The sequence below is a fragment of the Micromonospora auratinigra genome (genome assembly GCF_900089595.1).
Taxonomy (GTDB): Bacteria; Actinomycetota; Actinomycetes; order Mycobacteriales; family Micromonosporaceae; genus Micromonospora; species Micromonospora auratinigra.
In genome coordinates, this window is the sequence record NZ_LT594323.1 from 3,611,189 (window position 1) to 3,626,446 (window position 15,258).

General features: G+C 74.0%; 18 protein-coding genes. 7 read left to right on the forward strand and 11 right to left on the reverse strand.

The genetic code is table 11. The annotated features are described in order from the left end of the window. Positions 1-34: 34 nt before the first annotated feature. From GA0070611_RS15965 to nadD, 3 genes are all read right to left on the reverse strand, one after another. Positions 35-664: a histidine phosphatase family protein gene (locus tag GA0070611_RS15965; RefSeq protein WP_091664931.1), complete on the reverse strand. Its 630-nt coding sequence runs from the start codon at positions 662-664 to the stop codon at positions 35-37. Beyond that, on the reverse strand, positions 661-1,065 hold the full coding sequence (rsfS, locus tag GA0070611_RS15970) for a ribosome silencing factor (protein ID WP_091664933.1): 405 nt from the start codon (positions 1,063-1,065) through the stop codon (positions 661-663). Before rsfS ends, GA0070611_RS15965 begins: the two co-directional genes overlap by 4 nt. Before the next feature lie 110 nt (positions 1,066-1,175). Further along, entirely contained in the window at positions 1,176-1,772 is a 597-nt protein-coding gene (gene nadD, locus GA0070611_RS15975) for a nicotinate-nucleotide adenylyltransferase (RefSeq protein ID WP_091664936.1), read from the reverse strand. A 112-nt stretch (positions 1,773-1,884) separates the two neighbouring features. Here nadD and GA0070611_RS15980 point away from each other — a divergent pair, with 112 nt between their 5' ends. Both GA0070611_RS15980 and GA0070611_RS15985 read left to right on the forward strand, forming a co-directional pair. Further along, positions 1,885-2,523, forward strand: a complete 639-nt coding sequence (locus tag GA0070611_RS15980) for a PadR family transcriptional regulator (RefSeq protein WP_091664939.1) — start codon at positions 1,885-1,887, stop codon at positions 2,521-2,523. A gap of 158 nt (positions 2,524-2,681) precedes the next feature. Beyond that, entirely contained in the window at positions 2,682-3,875 is a 1,194-nt protein-coding gene (locus GA0070611_RS15985; protein WP_091664941.1) for an FAD-dependent monooxygenase, read from the forward strand. Positions 3,876-3,928: 53 nt separating this feature from the next. Here GA0070611_RS15985 and pepN read toward each other — a convergent pair whose 3' ends face one another. Next, positions 3,929-6,445, reverse strand: coding sequence for an aminopeptidase N (pepN, locus tag GA0070611_RS15990; protein WP_091664944.1), 2,517 nt, complete (start codon positions 6,443-6,445; stop codon positions 3,929-3,931). 67 nt (positions 6,446-6,512) lie between these two features. Here pepN and GA0070611_RS15995 point away from each other — a divergent pair, with 67 nt between their 5' ends. Continuing rightward, on the forward strand, positions 6,513-6,731 hold the full coding sequence (locus GA0070611_RS15995) for a DUF397 domain-containing protein (protein WP_067312494.1): 219 nt from the start codon (positions 6,513-6,515) through the stop codon (positions 6,729-6,731). Positions 6,732-6,756: 25 nt separating this feature from the next. Here GA0070611_RS15995 and GA0070611_RS16000 read toward each other — a convergent pair whose 3' ends face one another. Continuing rightward, positions 6,757-7,152, reverse strand: coding sequence for a hypothetical protein (locus GA0070611_RS16000; protein WP_091664947.1), 396 nt, complete (start codon positions 7,150-7,152; stop codon positions 6,757-6,759). A 220-nt stretch (positions 7,153-7,372) separates the two neighbouring features. Between GA0070611_RS16000 and GA0070611_RS16005 the strand changes: the two genes are divergently transcribed. Continuing rightward, positions 7,373-8,620 (forward strand): cytochrome P450, encoded by a 1,248-nt coding sequence (locus GA0070611_RS16005; RefSeq protein ID WP_091664949.1) that lies wholly within the window; start codon positions 7,373-7,375, stop codon positions 8,618-8,620. A 22-nt stretch (positions 8,621-8,642) separates the two neighbouring features. On the opposite strand, the gene GA0070611_RS16010 is transcribed toward GA0070611_RS16005, so the two are convergent. Next, a complete protein-coding gene (locus GA0070611_RS16010) occupies positions 8,643-9,173 on the reverse strand; it encodes an HPP family protein (RefSeq protein ID WP_091664952.1) in 531 nt (176 codons plus the stop codon). Positions 9,174-9,381: 208 nt separating this feature from the next. Here GA0070611_RS16010 and GA0070611_RS16015 point away from each other — a divergent pair, with 208 nt between their 5' ends. Beyond that, positions 9,382-9,729, forward strand: a complete 348-nt coding sequence (locus GA0070611_RS16015) for a hypothetical protein (RefSeq protein ID WP_091664955.1) — start codon at positions 9,382-9,384, stop codon at positions 9,727-9,729. A 77-nt stretch (positions 9,730-9,806) separates the two neighbouring features. Here GA0070611_RS16015 and GA0070611_RS16020 read toward each other — a convergent pair whose 3' ends face one another. Genes GA0070611_RS16020 through GA0070611_RS16030 form a run of 3 tightly spaced genes read right to left on the reverse strand, consistent with a single transcriptional unit; the run spans position 9,807 to position 11,738 of the window. Then, positions 9,807-10,457, reverse strand: coding sequence for a DUF3618 domain-containing protein (locus GA0070611_RS16020; protein ID WP_091664958.1), 651 nt, complete (start codon positions 10,455-10,457; stop codon positions 9,807-9,809). Continuing rightward, complete coding sequence (locus GA0070611_RS16025; RefSeq protein ID WP_091664960.1) at positions 10,454-10,918, reverse strand: phage holin family protein; 465 nt, start codon at positions 10,916-10,918, stop codon at positions 10,454-10,456. Before GA0070611_RS16025 ends, GA0070611_RS16020 begins: the two co-directional genes overlap by 4 nt. A 28-nt stretch (positions 10,919-10,946) precedes the next feature. Continuing rightward, a complete protein-coding gene (locus GA0070611_RS16030) occupies positions 10,947-11,738 on the reverse strand; it encodes a hypothetical protein (protein WP_091664963.1) in 792 nt (263 codons plus the stop codon). A gap of 198 nt (positions 11,739-11,936) precedes the next feature. On the opposite strand from GA0070611_RS16030, the gene GA0070611_RS16035 reads away from it, so the two are divergent. Beyond that, positions 11,937-12,419: a DUF4383 domain-containing protein gene (locus tag GA0070611_RS16035; protein WP_091664966.1), complete on the forward strand. Its 483-nt coding sequence runs from the start codon at positions 11,937-11,939 to the stop codon at positions 12,417-12,419. A gap of 121 nt (positions 12,420-12,540) precedes the next feature. Continuing rightward, positions 12,541-13,200, forward strand: coding sequence for a DUF6766 family protein (locus tag GA0070611_RS16040; RefSeq protein WP_091664968.1), 660 nt, complete (start codon positions 12,541-12,543; stop codon positions 13,198-13,200). Positions 13,201-13,233: 33 nt separating this feature from the next. On the opposite strand, the gene GA0070611_RS16045 is transcribed toward GA0070611_RS16040, so the two are convergent. Both GA0070611_RS16045 and obgE read right to left on the reverse strand, forming a co-directional pair. Beyond that, positions 13,234-13,683 carry a GNAT family N-acetyltransferase gene (locus GA0070611_RS16045; RefSeq protein WP_091664971.1) on the reverse strand — a complete coding sequence of 150 codons (450 nt, stop codon included), beginning with the start codon at positions 13,681-13,683 and terminating at the stop codon, positions 13,234-13,236. A 70-nt stretch (positions 13,684-13,753) separates the two neighbouring features. Then, entirely contained in the window at positions 13,754-15,229 is a 1,476-nt protein-coding gene (obgE, locus tag GA0070611_RS16050) for a GTPase ObgE (RefSeq protein ID WP_091664973.1), read from the reverse strand. Positions 15,230-15,258 lie beyond the last annotated feature (29 nt).

Consider the following 15,258-nt stretch of genomic DNA (forward strand, 5'->3'; position numbering starts at 1 on the left):
CCGATCGGGGGCCGACGCGCCCGGGCCGGACGGCTCAGACCGCGTCGACCGGCGCGGGCTGCGTGACGAGCCCGACATTGTGCGCGCGCAGCTGCCAGCCCCGGACGTCGTCGTGGCGCAGCTCGGTCCAGTGGCAGTTGCCCAGCGAGCCGATGGTGCGCAGCACGGCGTGGTCCCAGCCGAGCAGGTGCCCGACGCCCTGCCGGGCGCCGCCGCCGTGGGTGGTCACCACGACGGTGCCGCCGGCGGCCAGGTCGGCGGCGTCCTGGAACGCCGCGCCCAGGCGCTTGCCCAGGTCGTCCAGGGTCTCCAGGCCGGCGCCGGGGTCGGGGTCGCCGGCCCGCCAGCGCGCGTACTCGGCCGGGAAGTGCTCGGCGACCTCGGTGAGGTGCAGGCCCTGCCACTGCCCGAAGTGCCGCTCGCGCAGCCGGGCGTCGGTGCGCACCGGCAGGCCGGTGAGCGCGGCGAGGGCGGCGGCGGTGTCGGCGGCCCGGCTCAGGTCACTGGCGACGATGACGTCGGGACGCAGGCCGGCCAGCACCGGAGCGGCCGCCCGGGCCTGCTCCCGGCCGAGGTCGTTGAGGGGTACGTCGGTCTGCCCCTGGACCCGGTTGGCCGCGTTCCAGTCGGTGTTGCCGTGCCGCCAGACGATCAGGCGGGTCATTCGGCGCTGGCGGTGCCGGCGGCCGAGTCGGCGAGGTCCCGGTCCACGAACGGGATCTGGGGGCAGTCCTTCCAGAGCCGGTCGAGGGCGTAGAACTCGCGCTCCTCGGTGTGCTGCACGTGCACCACGATGTCGACGTAGTCGAGCAGCACCCAGCGACCGCCCCGCTCGCCCTCGCGGCGGAGCGGCTTGGCCTTCTCCGGCAGCTCCAGCAGGCGCTCCTCGATGGCGTCGACGATGGCCAGCACCTGGCGCTCGTTGGGCGCGGAGGCCACCAGGAACGCGTCGGTGATGGCGAGCTGGTCGCCCACGTCGATGATGACGATGTCCTGCGCCTTCTTGTCGGCCGCCGCCTGGGCCGCCGCCATCGCCAGCTCGTGAGCGCGTTCGGAAACTGTCACCGTTCTCCTTCGATCAACCGTGCGACCCTCCAAGCGTCTCACACCCGGCCGGACGACGACTTGTCAGTTCTGGTCGGTTACCGGGACGAAAGCCCGCGATCCGGGCGGAATCACCGCTGGTAGAGCCGCCGTTTGGCGATGTACTGCACCACACCGTCCGGCACCAGGTACCAGACCGGCTCCCCCCGGGCCACCCGGGCGCGGCAGTCGGTCGACGAGATCGCCATGGCCGGCACCTGCACCAGGCTGACCGTGTCGGCGGGCAGGTGCTTGTCGGTGAGTTCGAAGCCGGGCCGGGTCACCCCGATGAAGTGGGCCAGCGCGAGCACCTCGTCCAGGTCCTTCCAGGACAGGATGCGCTCCAGCGCGTCGGCCCCGGTGATGAAGAAGAGTTGGACCTTCGGGCCGTACTCGGCGTGCAGGTCGCGCAGGGTGTCGACGGTGTAGGTCGGGCCACCCCGGTCGATGTCGACCCGGCTGACCTGGAAGCGCGGGTTGGAGGCGGTGGCGATGACCGTCATCAGGTAGCGGTCCTCGGCCGGGCTGACCGGCTCGTCCGCCTTCTGCCAGGGCTGCCCGGTCGGGACGAAGACCACCTCGTCCAGGCCGAACCGGTCGGCGACCTCGCTGGCCGCCACCAGGTGCCCGTGGTGGATCGGGTCGAAGGTCCCGCCCATGATGCCGACCCGCCGGATGTCTTCCTCCACCCCGCGATCCTAGGCCGACCCGCCGGTCACCCCGGTCGCACCCTTCCCCGGAGTCGATCCCGACCCCTATACTCGTCCACGAGTAATCGGTGGCGAGCATCAGGGAGGGATCGTGGCAGGGCGACGGAAGGTCGGCAACCTCACGGCGTTGGCCGTGCTGGCCGTCCTCGTCGAGCGGCCGATGCACCCGTACGAGATCGCCACCACGCTGCGCGGTCGCGGCAAGGACCAGGACATGGGGATCAAGTGGGGGTCCTTCTACACCGTGGTCCGCAACATGCAGCGGCACGGCCTGATCGAGCCCGTGGCGAGCGTCCGCGAGGGTCGACGCCCGGAGCGCACCGTCTACCGGATCACCGCCGACGGTCGGGCCGAGCTGGTCGACTGGGCGCGTGACCTGGTGGCCGCCCCGGTCACCGAGGAGTCGTCCTTCCGGGCCGGCCTGTCGGTGCTCGCCGCGCTGCACCCCGACGAGGCCGTCGCGCTGCTCCAGGCGCGGCTGGCGCTGGTGGAGGACGGCGTCCGGCGCGACCGGGCGGCGCTGGCGGGGCACGCGGCGCAGGTGCCCCGGCTGTTCCTGATCGAGAACGAGTACGACCTGACGATCCGGGAGGCGGAGGCCGGCTGGCTCCGCGCCCTGCTGGCCGAGCTGGTCTCGGGCAGCTTCCCCGGGCTGGGCGAGTGGCGGGCCTACCACGAGGCCGGCGCGCGCGACCCGGGACCGACCGGAGGGGGCGAACCCGCCCCCTGACAGGACGGCCCCGGCCCGGTGCGCCAACACCGGACCGGGGCCCTTACCCCGAACCGACACCTGACGGCGCCCGGCCCGGAGCGGCATCCACGAGGATACCGGCGCTCCCGTCAGGTGGTTCGGCACGCACGACCACCGACGACCCCTTGGGAGGGACCGTGTCCAGAGTGCGCACCGCGATCGTCATCGGCGGCGGCATCGCCGGCCCGGTGACCGCACTGGCGCTCCGCCGTGCCGGCATCACGGCGACCGTGTACGAGGCGTACCCGAGCACCACCGACGGCATCGGCGGCACGCTCGCCCTCGCCCCCAACGGCGTGGCCGCGCTGCGCCTGGTGGGCGCGGACGCGGCGGTCACCGCCGCCGCCACCGGAATCGACCGGCAGGTGCTGGCCGCCGGCCGCCGGCAGGTCCCGCTGCCCGGCCTCGCCGGGGTGCCCCCGCTGCGGGTGGTGCACCGCAACGCGCTGCACCGGGTGCTGCACGAGCGGGCCGCCGCCGAGGGGGTCACCGTCGAGCACAACCGGCGCCTGGTCGGGGTACGCGAGACCGGCGACACGGTGACCGCCACCTTCGCCGACGGCGGCACCGCCACCGCCGACGTGCTGATCGGCGCGGACGGCATCCACTCCACCGTGCGGACGCTGATCGACCCGCACGCCCCCGGCCCGCGTTTCACCGGGCTGCTCGGCTTCGAGGCGGTGGCCCGGCACGAGGTGGCCGCCGAGCCCGGCACCATGACGTTCGCCTTCGGCCGGGGCGGCTACTACCTCTACTGGCCGGAGCCGGGCGGCGGCACCCGGTGGGGGGTCAACCTGCCGCAGGAGCGGCCGCTCAGCCTCGCCGAGGCCCGGGCCGTACCGCCGGCCGAATGGCTGCGCACGCTGCGCGCCGCGTACGCCGACGACACGCCGGGCGGGGAGCTGATGCGCACCAGCGAGGCGGCGGAACTCCAGGTGGTGGGGTCGCTGCACATCATGCCGCCGGTGCCGCACTGGCACCGGGGCCGGCTGGTGCTGGTCGGCGACGCGGCGCACGCCCCCTCGAACAGTTCGGGGCAGGGTGCCGCGCTGGCGATCGAGAGCGCCGTCCAACTGGCCCGCTGCCTGCGGGACCTGCCCGACGTGTCGACCGCCTTCGCCGCGTACGAGCGGCTGCGCCGGGAGCGGGTCGAGCGGGTCGCGGCCCGCGCCGCGAAGATCAACCGGACGAAGGCGCCGGGCCCGGTGGCCCGGGCGATCATGCCGGTGCTGATGCCGCTCTTCGTCAAGGCCGCGATGAACCCGGAGAAGACGATCGGCCCGGAGCAGCGCTACGTGATCGACTGGGACGAGCCGGTGACCGTCCGCTGAGCCGGGCCGGGGTGGCGTACCCGTTGGGCGGGTGCGCCACCCCGGCGGGCCGGTCAGGCGCCGGCGGCGGCCACCGCCGTGCGGACCACCAGCGCGCGGCGCAGGTCGTCGTCGAGGTCGACGACCCGCCGGCGCAGCCCCGGCGTGAGGTCGTCGCGGGCGAGCAGCGCCGCGGCCAGCTCCCGGGTGGGCTGCGCCACGGCGTAGCGCGGGAAGGCCGCGCCGGCCACCCGGTCCGCCACCCACGGGGTACGCCGCCGCGCCGCCGCCGGCATGTCGGTGAAGTACCGCTCGACGTACCCGGCGGTCAGCTCCGCCTGCTCGGGCTGCCAGAACCCGTCCGCAGTCGCCTCCACCAGCCGGTTCGACAGCTCGGTGTCGTGGATGAGGAGCTCCCAGGCGCGCCGCTTGGCGTCCGCGTCGGGCAGCGCGGCCCGGCACTCGGCGGCCCGCTCGGCACCGGTGGCGCTGCGGTCGGCGGCCGCCTCGGCGGCGATCTCCGGCTCGCCGGCGGCGCCCAGCACCACCAGCCGGTGCAGCAGCTCCCAGCGCAGGTCGGCGTCGACCGCCAGCCCTTCCGGTACGCCCTCGCCGGCCAGCCAGCCGGCGAGCAGGCCGGTGTCGGTGGTGGCCCGCAGCAGCCCCCGGGCCGCGGCGAGTTGCAGCGAGCCGCCCGCCGGCGCACCGGCCAGCAGCGTCGCGCACGCCCCGGCGATCCGCAGCAGCGCCGCCTCCCGGGCCAGCGGCTCCAGGTAGCGGTCGACCAGGTTGCGGCTGAGGGCGAGCACGTCCTCCGCGATGATCACTTCGGTCTCGGCGGGCAACGCCGCCGCGATCAGGCCGACCACGTCGGCCACCGGCCGCTCGCCGTCGGTGGCGGCGTCCAGCGCCTCGCCCCAGAGCAGCGCCCGGGCCAGCGGGTCACCGAGCCCCGGGAGCAGCATCGGCACCGCCGCCGCGGAGGCCGGGTCGAGCCGGATCTTGGCGAAGGTGAGGTCGCCGGCGTTGGGCAGCAGCAGGCCGGTGGCGGGCTCGCCGACCAGCTCGGTCAGCGCGGTACGCCCCTGGTCGGTGTCCGGGTCGACGTCCACCCGCAGCCGGCGCACCGGGCTGTCGGCGGCGTACCGGGCGACCTCGATGCGGTGCGGTCGCAGCACCGGGTGGGAAGGCGGCGCGGTCTGCACCACGCTCACCCCGGTCCACCGCCCGTCGGCGTCCACCGCGGTCTCCATCCGCAGCGTGTTGACCTGCGGCCGGCGCAGCCACCGCTCGGCCCAGCCGGTGAGGTCCCGCCCGCTCGCGGCGGCCAGGCTGTCGAGCAGGTCGGCGAGGGTGGCGTTGCCGAACCGGTGCTTGGCGAAGTGCGCGTTCAGGCCGGCCAGGAAGGCGTCGTCGCCGAGCCAGGCGACGAGCTGGCGCAGCACGCTGGCGCCCTTGGCGTACGAGATGCCGTCGAAGTTGAGCAGGCCCTCGGCGGCGTCGGCGACCTCCTCCGGGGCCACCGGGTGGGTGGAGGGGCGCTGGTCGGCGGCGTAGCCCCAGGCCTTGCGGCGTAGCGCGAAGGTGGTCCACGCCTGCGTGAAGCGGGTCGCCTCGGCGGTGACCCGGGTGCCCAGGTACTCCGCGAAGGACTCGTTCAGCCACAGGTCGTCCCACCAGCGCATGGTGACCAGGTCGCCGAACCACTGGTGGGCCATCTCGTGCGCGATGACGGTGGCCCGCCCCTCCCGCTGGGTCTCGGTGACGGCGGAGCGGAACACCAGGTCGTCGCGGAAGGTGACCAGGCCCGGGTTCTCCATCGCGCCGGCGTTGAACTCGGGCACGAACGCCTGGTCGTACTTGCCGAAGGGGTAGCGCTCGGTGAAGAGCCCGTGGAACCGGTCGAGGCACTGCCGGGTGACGGTGAAGATCTCGTCGGCGTCCGCGTCGAGGTGGGCGGCGAGCGAGCGCCGGCAGTAGAGCGCCAGCGGGATGCCGTCGTGCTCGTCCTGGCGGACGTGCCACGGGCCGGCGATCAGCGTGACGAAGTAGGTGGCCAGCGGCGCGGTGGGGGCGAACTCCCAGCGGCCGGGCGCGGGCCGGGCGGCGACCGCGCCGTTGGCGGCCACCGTCCAGTCGGCGGGCGCGGTGACGCCGAGGGTGACCGGGGCCTTCAGGTCGGGCTGGTCGAAGGCGGCGAAGATCCGCTGCGCGTTGTCCAGGAACGACATCGCGTAGAGGTAGGTCTCGCCGTCCGCCGGGTCGACGAAGCGGTGCAGCCCTTCACCCGTGTTCGAGTAGGCCATCTCGGCGGTGACGGTGAGGGTGTTCGTCGCGGCCAGGTCGCTCAGCGGCAACCGGTTCCCGACCAGCAGGGCCGGGTCGAGGTCGCGGTCGTTGAGGCCGACCGCGAGCAGCCGGGTGGGCTGCGCCTCGACGAAGGTGTCGGCCCCGGGGGTCGCCCGGAACCGGATGGTGACGGTGGAGCGGAAGGTCTCACCGTCACCGGTCAGGTCGAGGTCCACCTGATAGGACTCGACGGTGATCGACGCGCCACGCGCAGTCGCCTCTACACGGGTCAGGCTCGGCATCCGCTTATCCTGCCCGATGGGGTCCGATCGGACGCCCTTGTAGACGCAAAGCGATGGAGGAACAACGATGGGTCAGCATCCCAAGGGCGACTTCGACCTCTCCCGGGCCGTCTGGCAGCGGGCCGAGGGGGACACCTCCGACAGCGCGGTCGAGGTGGCCTTCGTCGACGACCTGATCGGGATGCGCAACTCGGCCGAGCCGGACGGCCCGGTGCTGGTCTTCACCCAGGCCGAGTGGGACGCCTTCGTCGCCGGCGCCCAGGACGGCGAGTTCGACCTGGACTGAGTCCGCGCGACGGGCCCCGGCGCGCTCAGTCACCGTCGCCCCAGCCGAGGCCGCCGGGGCCGGGCGCGTGGTGGAAGCCCGGGTGACCGGCCACGTCGGCGCAGCGCTCGCCGTCGGGGCCGGTCGCGCCGCAGAAGAGGCGCTCGGCGCGGTGCCAGGCGTCGGCCGGGGAGAGCGCCGCCGCGCCGAGGGCCAGCTCCGGGCGGAGCAGGCCGAGCGCCTCGGCGTACGCGACGGCCAGCTCGCGGGCGACGGCCGGGTCGGCCGCCTCGAACCCGAGGTGCACGGTGAAGAACCGGGGCGGTCGCGCCACCGCCCGCCGGGGCCGGGCGAGCAACGGCTGGTCGCCGTCGCCCCGGCCGGCCCCGAGCCCGCCGGCCACCCGCCGCTGCCGCCAGTGCGCGGCCCTGTTGTCCCGCATCGGTCCTCCCCGTTCCCGTCGGTGCGGGACCGGCCCGCCGCCGGTCCCGCACCCGAGGAAACCAGCTCGGCGCCGTCCCGGGAGGGGCCAGCTCCGGCGGCGCTGCTGGCCCCTCCCCCGGCCGCGCCGATGTGGCAGGGCCGCCCGATGGACGGGATTCACCCGCCGTGACCGGGGTAGAAGCCCGTCGACCGTGCCGCCGCCCCGTCAGGAGCAGCCGATGAGCGCCATTCCCACCGACCGCAGCCCGGAGAGCACGCTGGCGTTCCTCCGCTCGGGCTACCGGTTCGTCGGCGACCGCTGTGACCGGCTGGGCAGTGACGTCTTCCAGACCCGACTGCTGCTGGAGCCGACCATCTGCCTGCGCGGGCGGGCCGCCGCCGAGCTCTTCTACGATCCGGAGCGGTTCGTCCGCCGGGGTGCCATGCCGATGCGGGGGCAGCGCACCCTGACCGGGGTGGGTGGCGTGCAGGGCCTCGACGGCGAGGCGCACCGGGCCCGCAAGGCCGCCTTCATGTCGATCATGACGCCGGCCGGGATCCGCCACCTCGGGCAGCTCTTCGACGACGAGTGGCGGGCCCGGATCCCGCTCTGGGGCGAGCGCGGCCCGGTGGCGCTCTACGAGGAGGTGGGGCGGATCCTGACCCGGGCCGTCTGCGCCTGGGCGGGGGTGCCGCTGGCCGAGTCGGAGGTGGCCCGGCGTACCGCCGAGCTGCACGCGATGATCGAGGGCCCGGCGGCGCTGGGGCCCCGGTACTGGCGGGGCGTGCTGGCCCGCCGCCGGGCCGAGCACTGGATCGGTGACCTCGTCGACCGGGTCCGCGGCGGTGGCCTGCCCGCCCCGGCGGGCAGCGCGCTGCGGGTGTTCGCCGAGTACCGCGACGAGCGGGGGCGGCTGCTGCCCCGCCGGATCGCCGCCGTGGACCTGCTGAACGTGCTGCGCCCCACCGTGGCGATCGACCGGTTCGTGGTCTTCGCCGCGCTGGCCCTGCACGACCACCCGGGCTGGCAGGACCGGATCCGCGGCGACGACACCGCCACCGAGGCCTTCGTGCAGGAGGTACGCCGCTACTACCCGTTCTTCCCGGTGGCCGCGGCCCGGGTCCGGCGCTCCTTCGAGTGGCAGGGCCACCCCTTCCCGCAGGGCAGGCGGGTGCTGCTCGGCCTCTACGCCACCGACCACCACCCGGAGCTGTGGCCCGAGCCGGAGCGGTTCCGGCCGGAACGCTTCGCCGGCTGGCCGGGTGACCCGTACACCTTCGTGCCGCAGGGCGGCGGCGACCACTGGACCGGTCACCGGTGCGCCGGCGAGTGGGTCACCATCGAGCTGATGAAGCGGGCCGTCGGCACCCTGACCGGCGCGATGAGCTACCGGGTGCCGCCGCAGAACCTGGCGCTCGACCTGGGCCGGATGCCGGCCCTGCCGCCCAGCGGCTTCCTGGTCGACGCGGTCCGCCGCACCGGCTGACCGGCGACGACGGGCTGTCTGCTCACCGCCGCTCCGGGGCCGACCACAGCGGCATCTGCCGGCCGGTGGCCCGGTTGAAGAGCAGGTCCACCGCCGTCACCAGCAGCACCGCGCCGAACGCGATCACCAGCTGGGTCGGAGTGTGCAGCAGCCCCAGGCTCACGATCAGTGTGCTGGCCCCGGCCGGCGGGTGCGCGGCCCTCAGCAGCACCAGCACCGCGGCGGTGACGGCGAGCGAGCCGGCGGCGGCCACGATCCGGGCCGGGGTCACCCCCTCGTCGAGTACGGAGCGGTGCCGGGCTAGCCCGGTGACCACCAGCATCGCGTACCCGGCGAGCAGCGCCACCAGGTGCCCGATGACGGTGTTGCGGGGCGAGGACTCCGGTTTGCCGGGCTGCTCGACGTGCGACATGATCGCCGGCCCGAGGCTGGGGAACAGCCACAGCTGCCCGGTCAGCAGGGCGACCGTGCCGGCCACCACCACGGCGATCGCGCTGCCGCCGAAGGCCCGGACGACAGGCCGGGACGGCGGGTCATCGATCTCGGCGGGCATGTCGGAGGTCCTACCCCGGCCCTGGCGTTCGAATCGACGGACGTGCGTCCGGGGTGGACCGTGCGACTCCGAGAGCGCTACCCGAGGCCGGTCCAGTGGAACAGGAAAATGGTTTGATCACCGGGAAATCGGGCAGCCGGCGGGACCGTGTTCCGGCCCGAGGAGGCGACGTGACCTGCGCAGCTCCACCGTACCGTCGGGTGGCGGGATGACCGCCCCGGCCCGTGACCCCGAGACCGGGGCCCCGCCCACCGCACCCGCCGGCAGCGGGCGACCGGTTCCCGCCGGATCCCCCGGTCCGATCCGGGCGGCGCGGGTGCTCACGCTGCTGGTGGGCGTGGCCGGCGCACTCGCCGCCCCGGACCGGGCCCGCTGGCTGCGGGCCGCCGCGGCGACGGTGGCCGGCGTCGAGGTGGGGTGGCGGCTGGCCGGCATGGTCCGCCACCCGGCGGAGCGACCCACCCCGCGGTTCGACCGGCACCCGGACGAGCTACGGCTCTGGGTGGCGGCCGGCGACACCCACCCGGCCCGGCATCCCGCGCCCGGGCCGAGCTGAGCCCGCGCACACGACAGCTCGCGGCCACTCCCCGGCGGGTGCCGGTAGTGGCCGCGAGCTGCGGCGTACGAGGACGGTCAGTACGACGCCTGTTCGCGCGACTGCTGCGCGGTGTCGCGCACGTCGTGCGCGGCCGAGCGGCTGTCCTCCTTGACCGTCTGGGCGGCGTCCTGCGCGGTCGACTTCACCGACTGGGCGGCCTGCTGGGCCGGCCCGCGCAGCTCCTCCTTCAGCTCACCGGCGACCTCGCCGAGCTTCTCCTTCACCACCCCGCTGTGCTCGCTGGCCTTCTCCTTGACCTGCGCGGCGACCTGCTGCTCGCGCCGGGTGGCCGGGATCAGCGAGGAGACCAGCATGCCGACGCCGAAGGCGATCACGCCGGCGGCGATCGGGTTGCCCTCGGACTTCTCCCGCAGCACCTGCGGGGCCCGCTGGGCGGCGTCGCTGACCGTGGAGGCGGCGGCGTGCGCCTTGTCGCTGACGGTGGACGCCGCCGAGGAGGCGTGGTCGCCCACCGAGTGCGCGTGCTGGCCGGTGCTGTGGCCGAGATCCGAAGCGCTTCCCATCACCTTGTCCTTCACGTTGGTCAGCGCGCTGCGTACGCGCTGCTTGCGGTCGTCGACGATGCGGCTCGGGCTGACCTTGTACGCCAGGGCGTCCACGTCCGAGCTCAGGTTGTTGCGAGTGGCTTCGATGTCCCGGCGGATCTGGTCGGGATCGGTGCTCATCGGGTGACTCCCTCCGGGTGCGGCTTGAGCGCGTCGGGGATGCGCTGCACGCTGTCGTTGGTCTGCTTCAGGCCACGGATGCGCTCGGCGTTCTTCTTGCCCATCGAGTAGAGGACGGCGGCGACGGCGGCCCAGACGACGGCCACGATCAGGGCGGCCAGGCCCGAGTCCATGACGTTGTCGAGGAACTGCCACACCGCGATGGAGAGGAAGAGCGCCACCATGTAGCCGCCGAAACCGGCGCCACCGAAGAAACCGGCGGCCTTGCCCGCCTTCTTGCCCTCCTGACGGATCTCCGCCTTGGCCAGCTCCACCTCCTGCCGCATCAGGGTCGAGAGGTCGGTGGTGACCTGACGCATCAGCTCACCGATGGAGCTGCCCCGCACCTCCTCCGCGCTGTGCGGAGCACCGGCGGCCTGGTAACCGGGGTCCAGGCCGGGTCCCTGCGTCGGCATGCTCATGCCGTCGCCTCCCTTCTGCCGGAACGGCTCACGGACGGGTCACGCCGCTGGACGGCACGCCCGGCAGCGGGTCGGTCTGGCTCACCGGCGGCAGCGGCTGGCCGGTGCCACCCTCCGGGTCGGCCCAGGTGTTGGGCGCGCCACCGGTCGGGTACGTCGCGCCGGGGGCCGAGTAGCCCGGGTCCGGCTCGGCGTAGGTGCCGGGGGTCGGGTCGAGGTAGCCGCCCGCCGGGACCTGGTCGCCCAGGCCCGCCTGGGTCGGGATGACCGCGGTCCGGTCCGGGTCGTACGCCCGCTGGCCGGTGCCGGTGCCGGTGCCGTCGCCGACGGCGGCGATGTTGCGGGTCAGCCGGCCCGCGACGACGCCCAGCAGGGCCGCGCCGACCAGGAAGGTGCCCGGGTTGCGGCGGGCGTAGTTCTTCACCTCGTGCAGGATGTCGCCCGGCTCGCGCTGCTCCAGCCAGCCGGCCACGCCGTGCACCCGGTCGGCGGCCTGGTGGGCCAGCTCGGTGACCGGGCCGGCGCTGCCGCCGTTCTGCGCCATCGAGCGCATCTCGTCGGCGAGCGAGCGCAGGCCGCTGGCGGCCCGCTGCTGCTGCTGGCTGGTCTGGCCGGCCAACTGGGTGCGGGCCTCACCGTAGAGGTTGCGGGCCTGCCGGGTGGCCTCGCCCACCACCTCCCTGCCCTGCTCCTTGGCGGTCCGGGCGACCGCGCCGCCCGCGTTGGCAGCCTCCGAGCCGACCTGACGGGCCTGGTCGCGTACCCCGCCGCCGTTGCTGGACTCGTACGTGCCCGACGTGGGTGAGAGATCGTAAGTCATGGTTTCCCTTCCGCTCGGATGGTCGTAGCGGTTGTGCTCGGGGGATCACGCCGGCGTGTCGTCGGCGTGACTGATGACCTACCCCCGGTCGGGTGGTCCATGCACGATTCGTCATTTCTCTGCGGAAGCGCCCCGTCCCGGTCACAGAATGGAGGGTCCGCCCGCTCCGACGGCGGGGTGATCACGGAGGTGACAGCGATGGCACGGGACGTGCGCGGACGCCCCCAGGCCGGGCCCCGGCCGGCGGTCCAGAAGGCCGCCCTCGCGGTGGCCGCCGTCTTCGTGCTGATCGGTGTGCTCGGGTTCGTCCCCGGCTTCACCACCCACTACGGCGACCTGGCCTTCGCCGGTCACCACTCCGGCGCGAAGCTCATCGGCCTGTTCCAGGTGTCGGTCCTGCACAACCTGCTGCACCTGCTCTTCGGCCTGACCGGGCTGGTGCTGGCCCGGCGGGTCGGCGGGGCGCGGCTCTTCCTGGCCGGCGGCGGTGCCGCCTACCTGGCGCTCTGGCTCTACGGCTTCGCCATCGACCGGGAGAGCGCGGCGAACTTCGTGCCGGTCAACGACGCCGACAACTGGCTGCACCTCTTCCTCGGCTTCGGCATGCTGGCCCTGGGCCTGCTGCTCTCCAACGACCGGGGCACCGGCGGCCGGCTGGACATCCCGATCGACCGGCCCTGACCGGCCGGTTCACCCGGACGGGTGGACCGGGCCGGGACACGCCGGTGCGGCGTTTGCGTGATCATTGCCCGGGGCAACGACAGGGCATCACGGTGAGTGACCCTGACGAGGAGGTCCGGCGATGCCGCGGTGGATACGGGGGAACGCGCTCACGGTCGCCATGTTCGGCGCGTTCCTGATCTTCCTGGTGTTGCAGAGCGTGTTCGGTTGGCAGGTGCACAACGAGGAGCTGACCCAGTACGGCGCGACCCCGCTGAGCTGGTGGGCGTACCTCGGCACCGGGCACTTCGCCGAGGCGGTCTTCGAGAACTGGGAGTCGGAGTTCCTCCAGATGGGCGGCTACGTGCTGCTCACCGCGTACCTGGTGCAGAAGGGGTCGGCCGAGTCGAAGCCCGAGGGGCAGACCGACCGGCCCGACGACGACCCGCGCCGGGCCACCCCGGCGTCCCCCTGGCCGGTCCGGGTCGGCGGCCTGCCGCTGGCGATCTACCGCAACAGTCTCTCCATCGCGCTGCTGCTGATCTTCGCGGGCTCGTTCCTCGGCCACCTGCTCGGCGGCGTGGTCGAGTACAACCAGGAGCAGGCGTTGCAGAGCGGCGCCGCCCCGATCAGCGCCTGGCAGTTCCTCGGCACCAGTGACTTCTGGTTCCAGTCGATGCAGAACTGGCAGAGCGAGTTCCTCGCCGTGGGCGTGCTGATCCTGCTCAGCATCGTGCTGCGCCAGCACGCCAGCCCGGAGTCGAAGCCGGTCACCGCCGCGCACGCCGAGACCGGCGCCTGACCCCCGCCGCCGCCGGACCGCGCCCCGCCGCGGTCAGGCGGCGACCGGGAGCCGCTTGGCGAAACAGACGCTGTACGGGTTGTCCACGTACTCGCCGTACACCGGGATCGGCCGGTAGCCGCAGGAGCGGTACAGGCCGATCGCGGCCGGCAGGTAGCTGCCGGTCTCCAGGCAGAGCGTGGTGTGCCCCTGCCGGAAGGCCAACTCCTCCAGGGCGGCCAGCAACTGCCGGGCCACTCCCCGACCCCGGTGCGCCGGGCGCACGTACATCCGCTTCAGCTCGCCGGTGTCGGCGGAGAGCGCCTGGATCCCACCGCAGGCGATCACCCGCCCGGCGTCCACCACGACCAGGTAGCGGATGTCGTCGTGGGTGACGGTGACCTGGCCGTCCAGTCCTCCGTCGGCCGCGCGCAGCTCCCGCTGCTGGGCCGTGACCAGGACGGCGACCTCGGGATCGGTGACGGGACGCGCTTCGATCAGCATCCCGCCACGCTAAGTGAGGTCCGTTTCGCGCAGGTTTCCGGCATGCGACCCGCAGCCGGCGGCCGGGAGCCTAGTCCCAGTCCTCGTCGTCGTCGGCCTCGATGTCGGCCTCGTCGGCCACGCCGGACTCCAGCTCGTCCTCCGGACGCCGCCGGCGCGCCTTGCGGGCGGCCAGCCGCTCGGCCGCGTTGGCCCGGCTCGACTTCTCCTCCAGCCGGACGTCGGTGCCCCGGTTGCCGGGCACGAAGTCCGCCCCGGCGTACAGGGTGGGCTGCCAGTCGAACTCCCGGTCGCCGATGCGGACCAGGTCACCGGCCTGGGCGCCGGCCTTGGCCAGCTTCTCCTCGACGCCGAGGCGGGCCAGCCGGTCGGCCAGGAAGCCCACCGCCTCGTCGTTGTCGAAGTTCGTCTGCTTGACCCAGCGCTCCGGCCGGCCGCCCCGGACGGTGAACGAACCGTCCTCCTCGGCCGTGATGGTGAAGCCGGCGTCGTCGACCGCCTTCGGACGCAGCACGATCCGGGTCGGCTCGGCCGGCGGCACCGCCGCGCGGGCCTGCTCGACCAGCTCGGCCATCGCGTACGTGAGCTCCTTGAGCCCTTCGCGGGTGGCGGTGGAGACCTCGAACACGCGGAACCCGCGCTCCTGGAGGTCGGCCCGGACGATCTCGGCGAGGTCGCGCCCGTCCGGCACGTCGATCTTGTTCAGCGCGACCAGCCGGGGCCGGTCGGTGAGACCGCCGTACTCGGCCAGCTCGGCCTCGAGGGTGTCGATGTCGGCCAGCGGGTCGCGCCCCGGCTCCAGGGTGGCGGTGTCGACCACGTGCACCAGCACGGCGCAGCGCTCGATGTGCCGGAGGAACTCCAGGCCCAGGCCCTTGCCCCGGGCCGCGCCCGGGATCAGGCCCGGCACGTCGGCGACCGTGAAGGTGTGGTTGTCCACCCGGACCACGCCCAGGTTCGGCACCAGGGTGGTGAACGGGTAGTCGGCGATCTTCGGCTTGGCCGCGGAGATCACCGAGATCAGCGACGACTTGCCGGCGGACGGGAAGCCGACCAGGCCGACGTCGGCGACGCTCTTCAGCTCCAGCACGACGTCCAGCCGGTCCCCGGGCTCGCCCAGCTCCGCGAAGCCGGGGGCCTTGCGCCGGGAGTTGGCCAGCGCGGCGTTGCCGCGGCCACCCCGACCGCCCCGGGCCGCCTCGAAGGTGGTGCCCACGCCGACCAGGTCGGCCAGCACCTCGCCCGACGGGGTCTGCACCACGGTGCCGTTCGGCACCTTGATCACCAGGTCGCGGCCGTTGGCGCCGTCCCGGTTCGAGCCGGCCCCGCCCTTGCCGTTGTCGGCCTTCTGGTGCGGCCGGTAGTGGAAGTCGAGCAGCGTGGTCACCTGCGGGTCGACGACCAGCGACACGCTGCCGCCGTGCCCGCCGTTGCCGCCGTCCGGTCCACCGAAGGGCTTGAACTTCTCCCGGTGGATCGAGACACAGCCGTGCCCGCCGTCGCCGGCCTGCAGATGCAGGACGACCCGGTCAACGAACGTCGTCACGCTGTCAATCCTTCCAGCGGGGTCCGCCC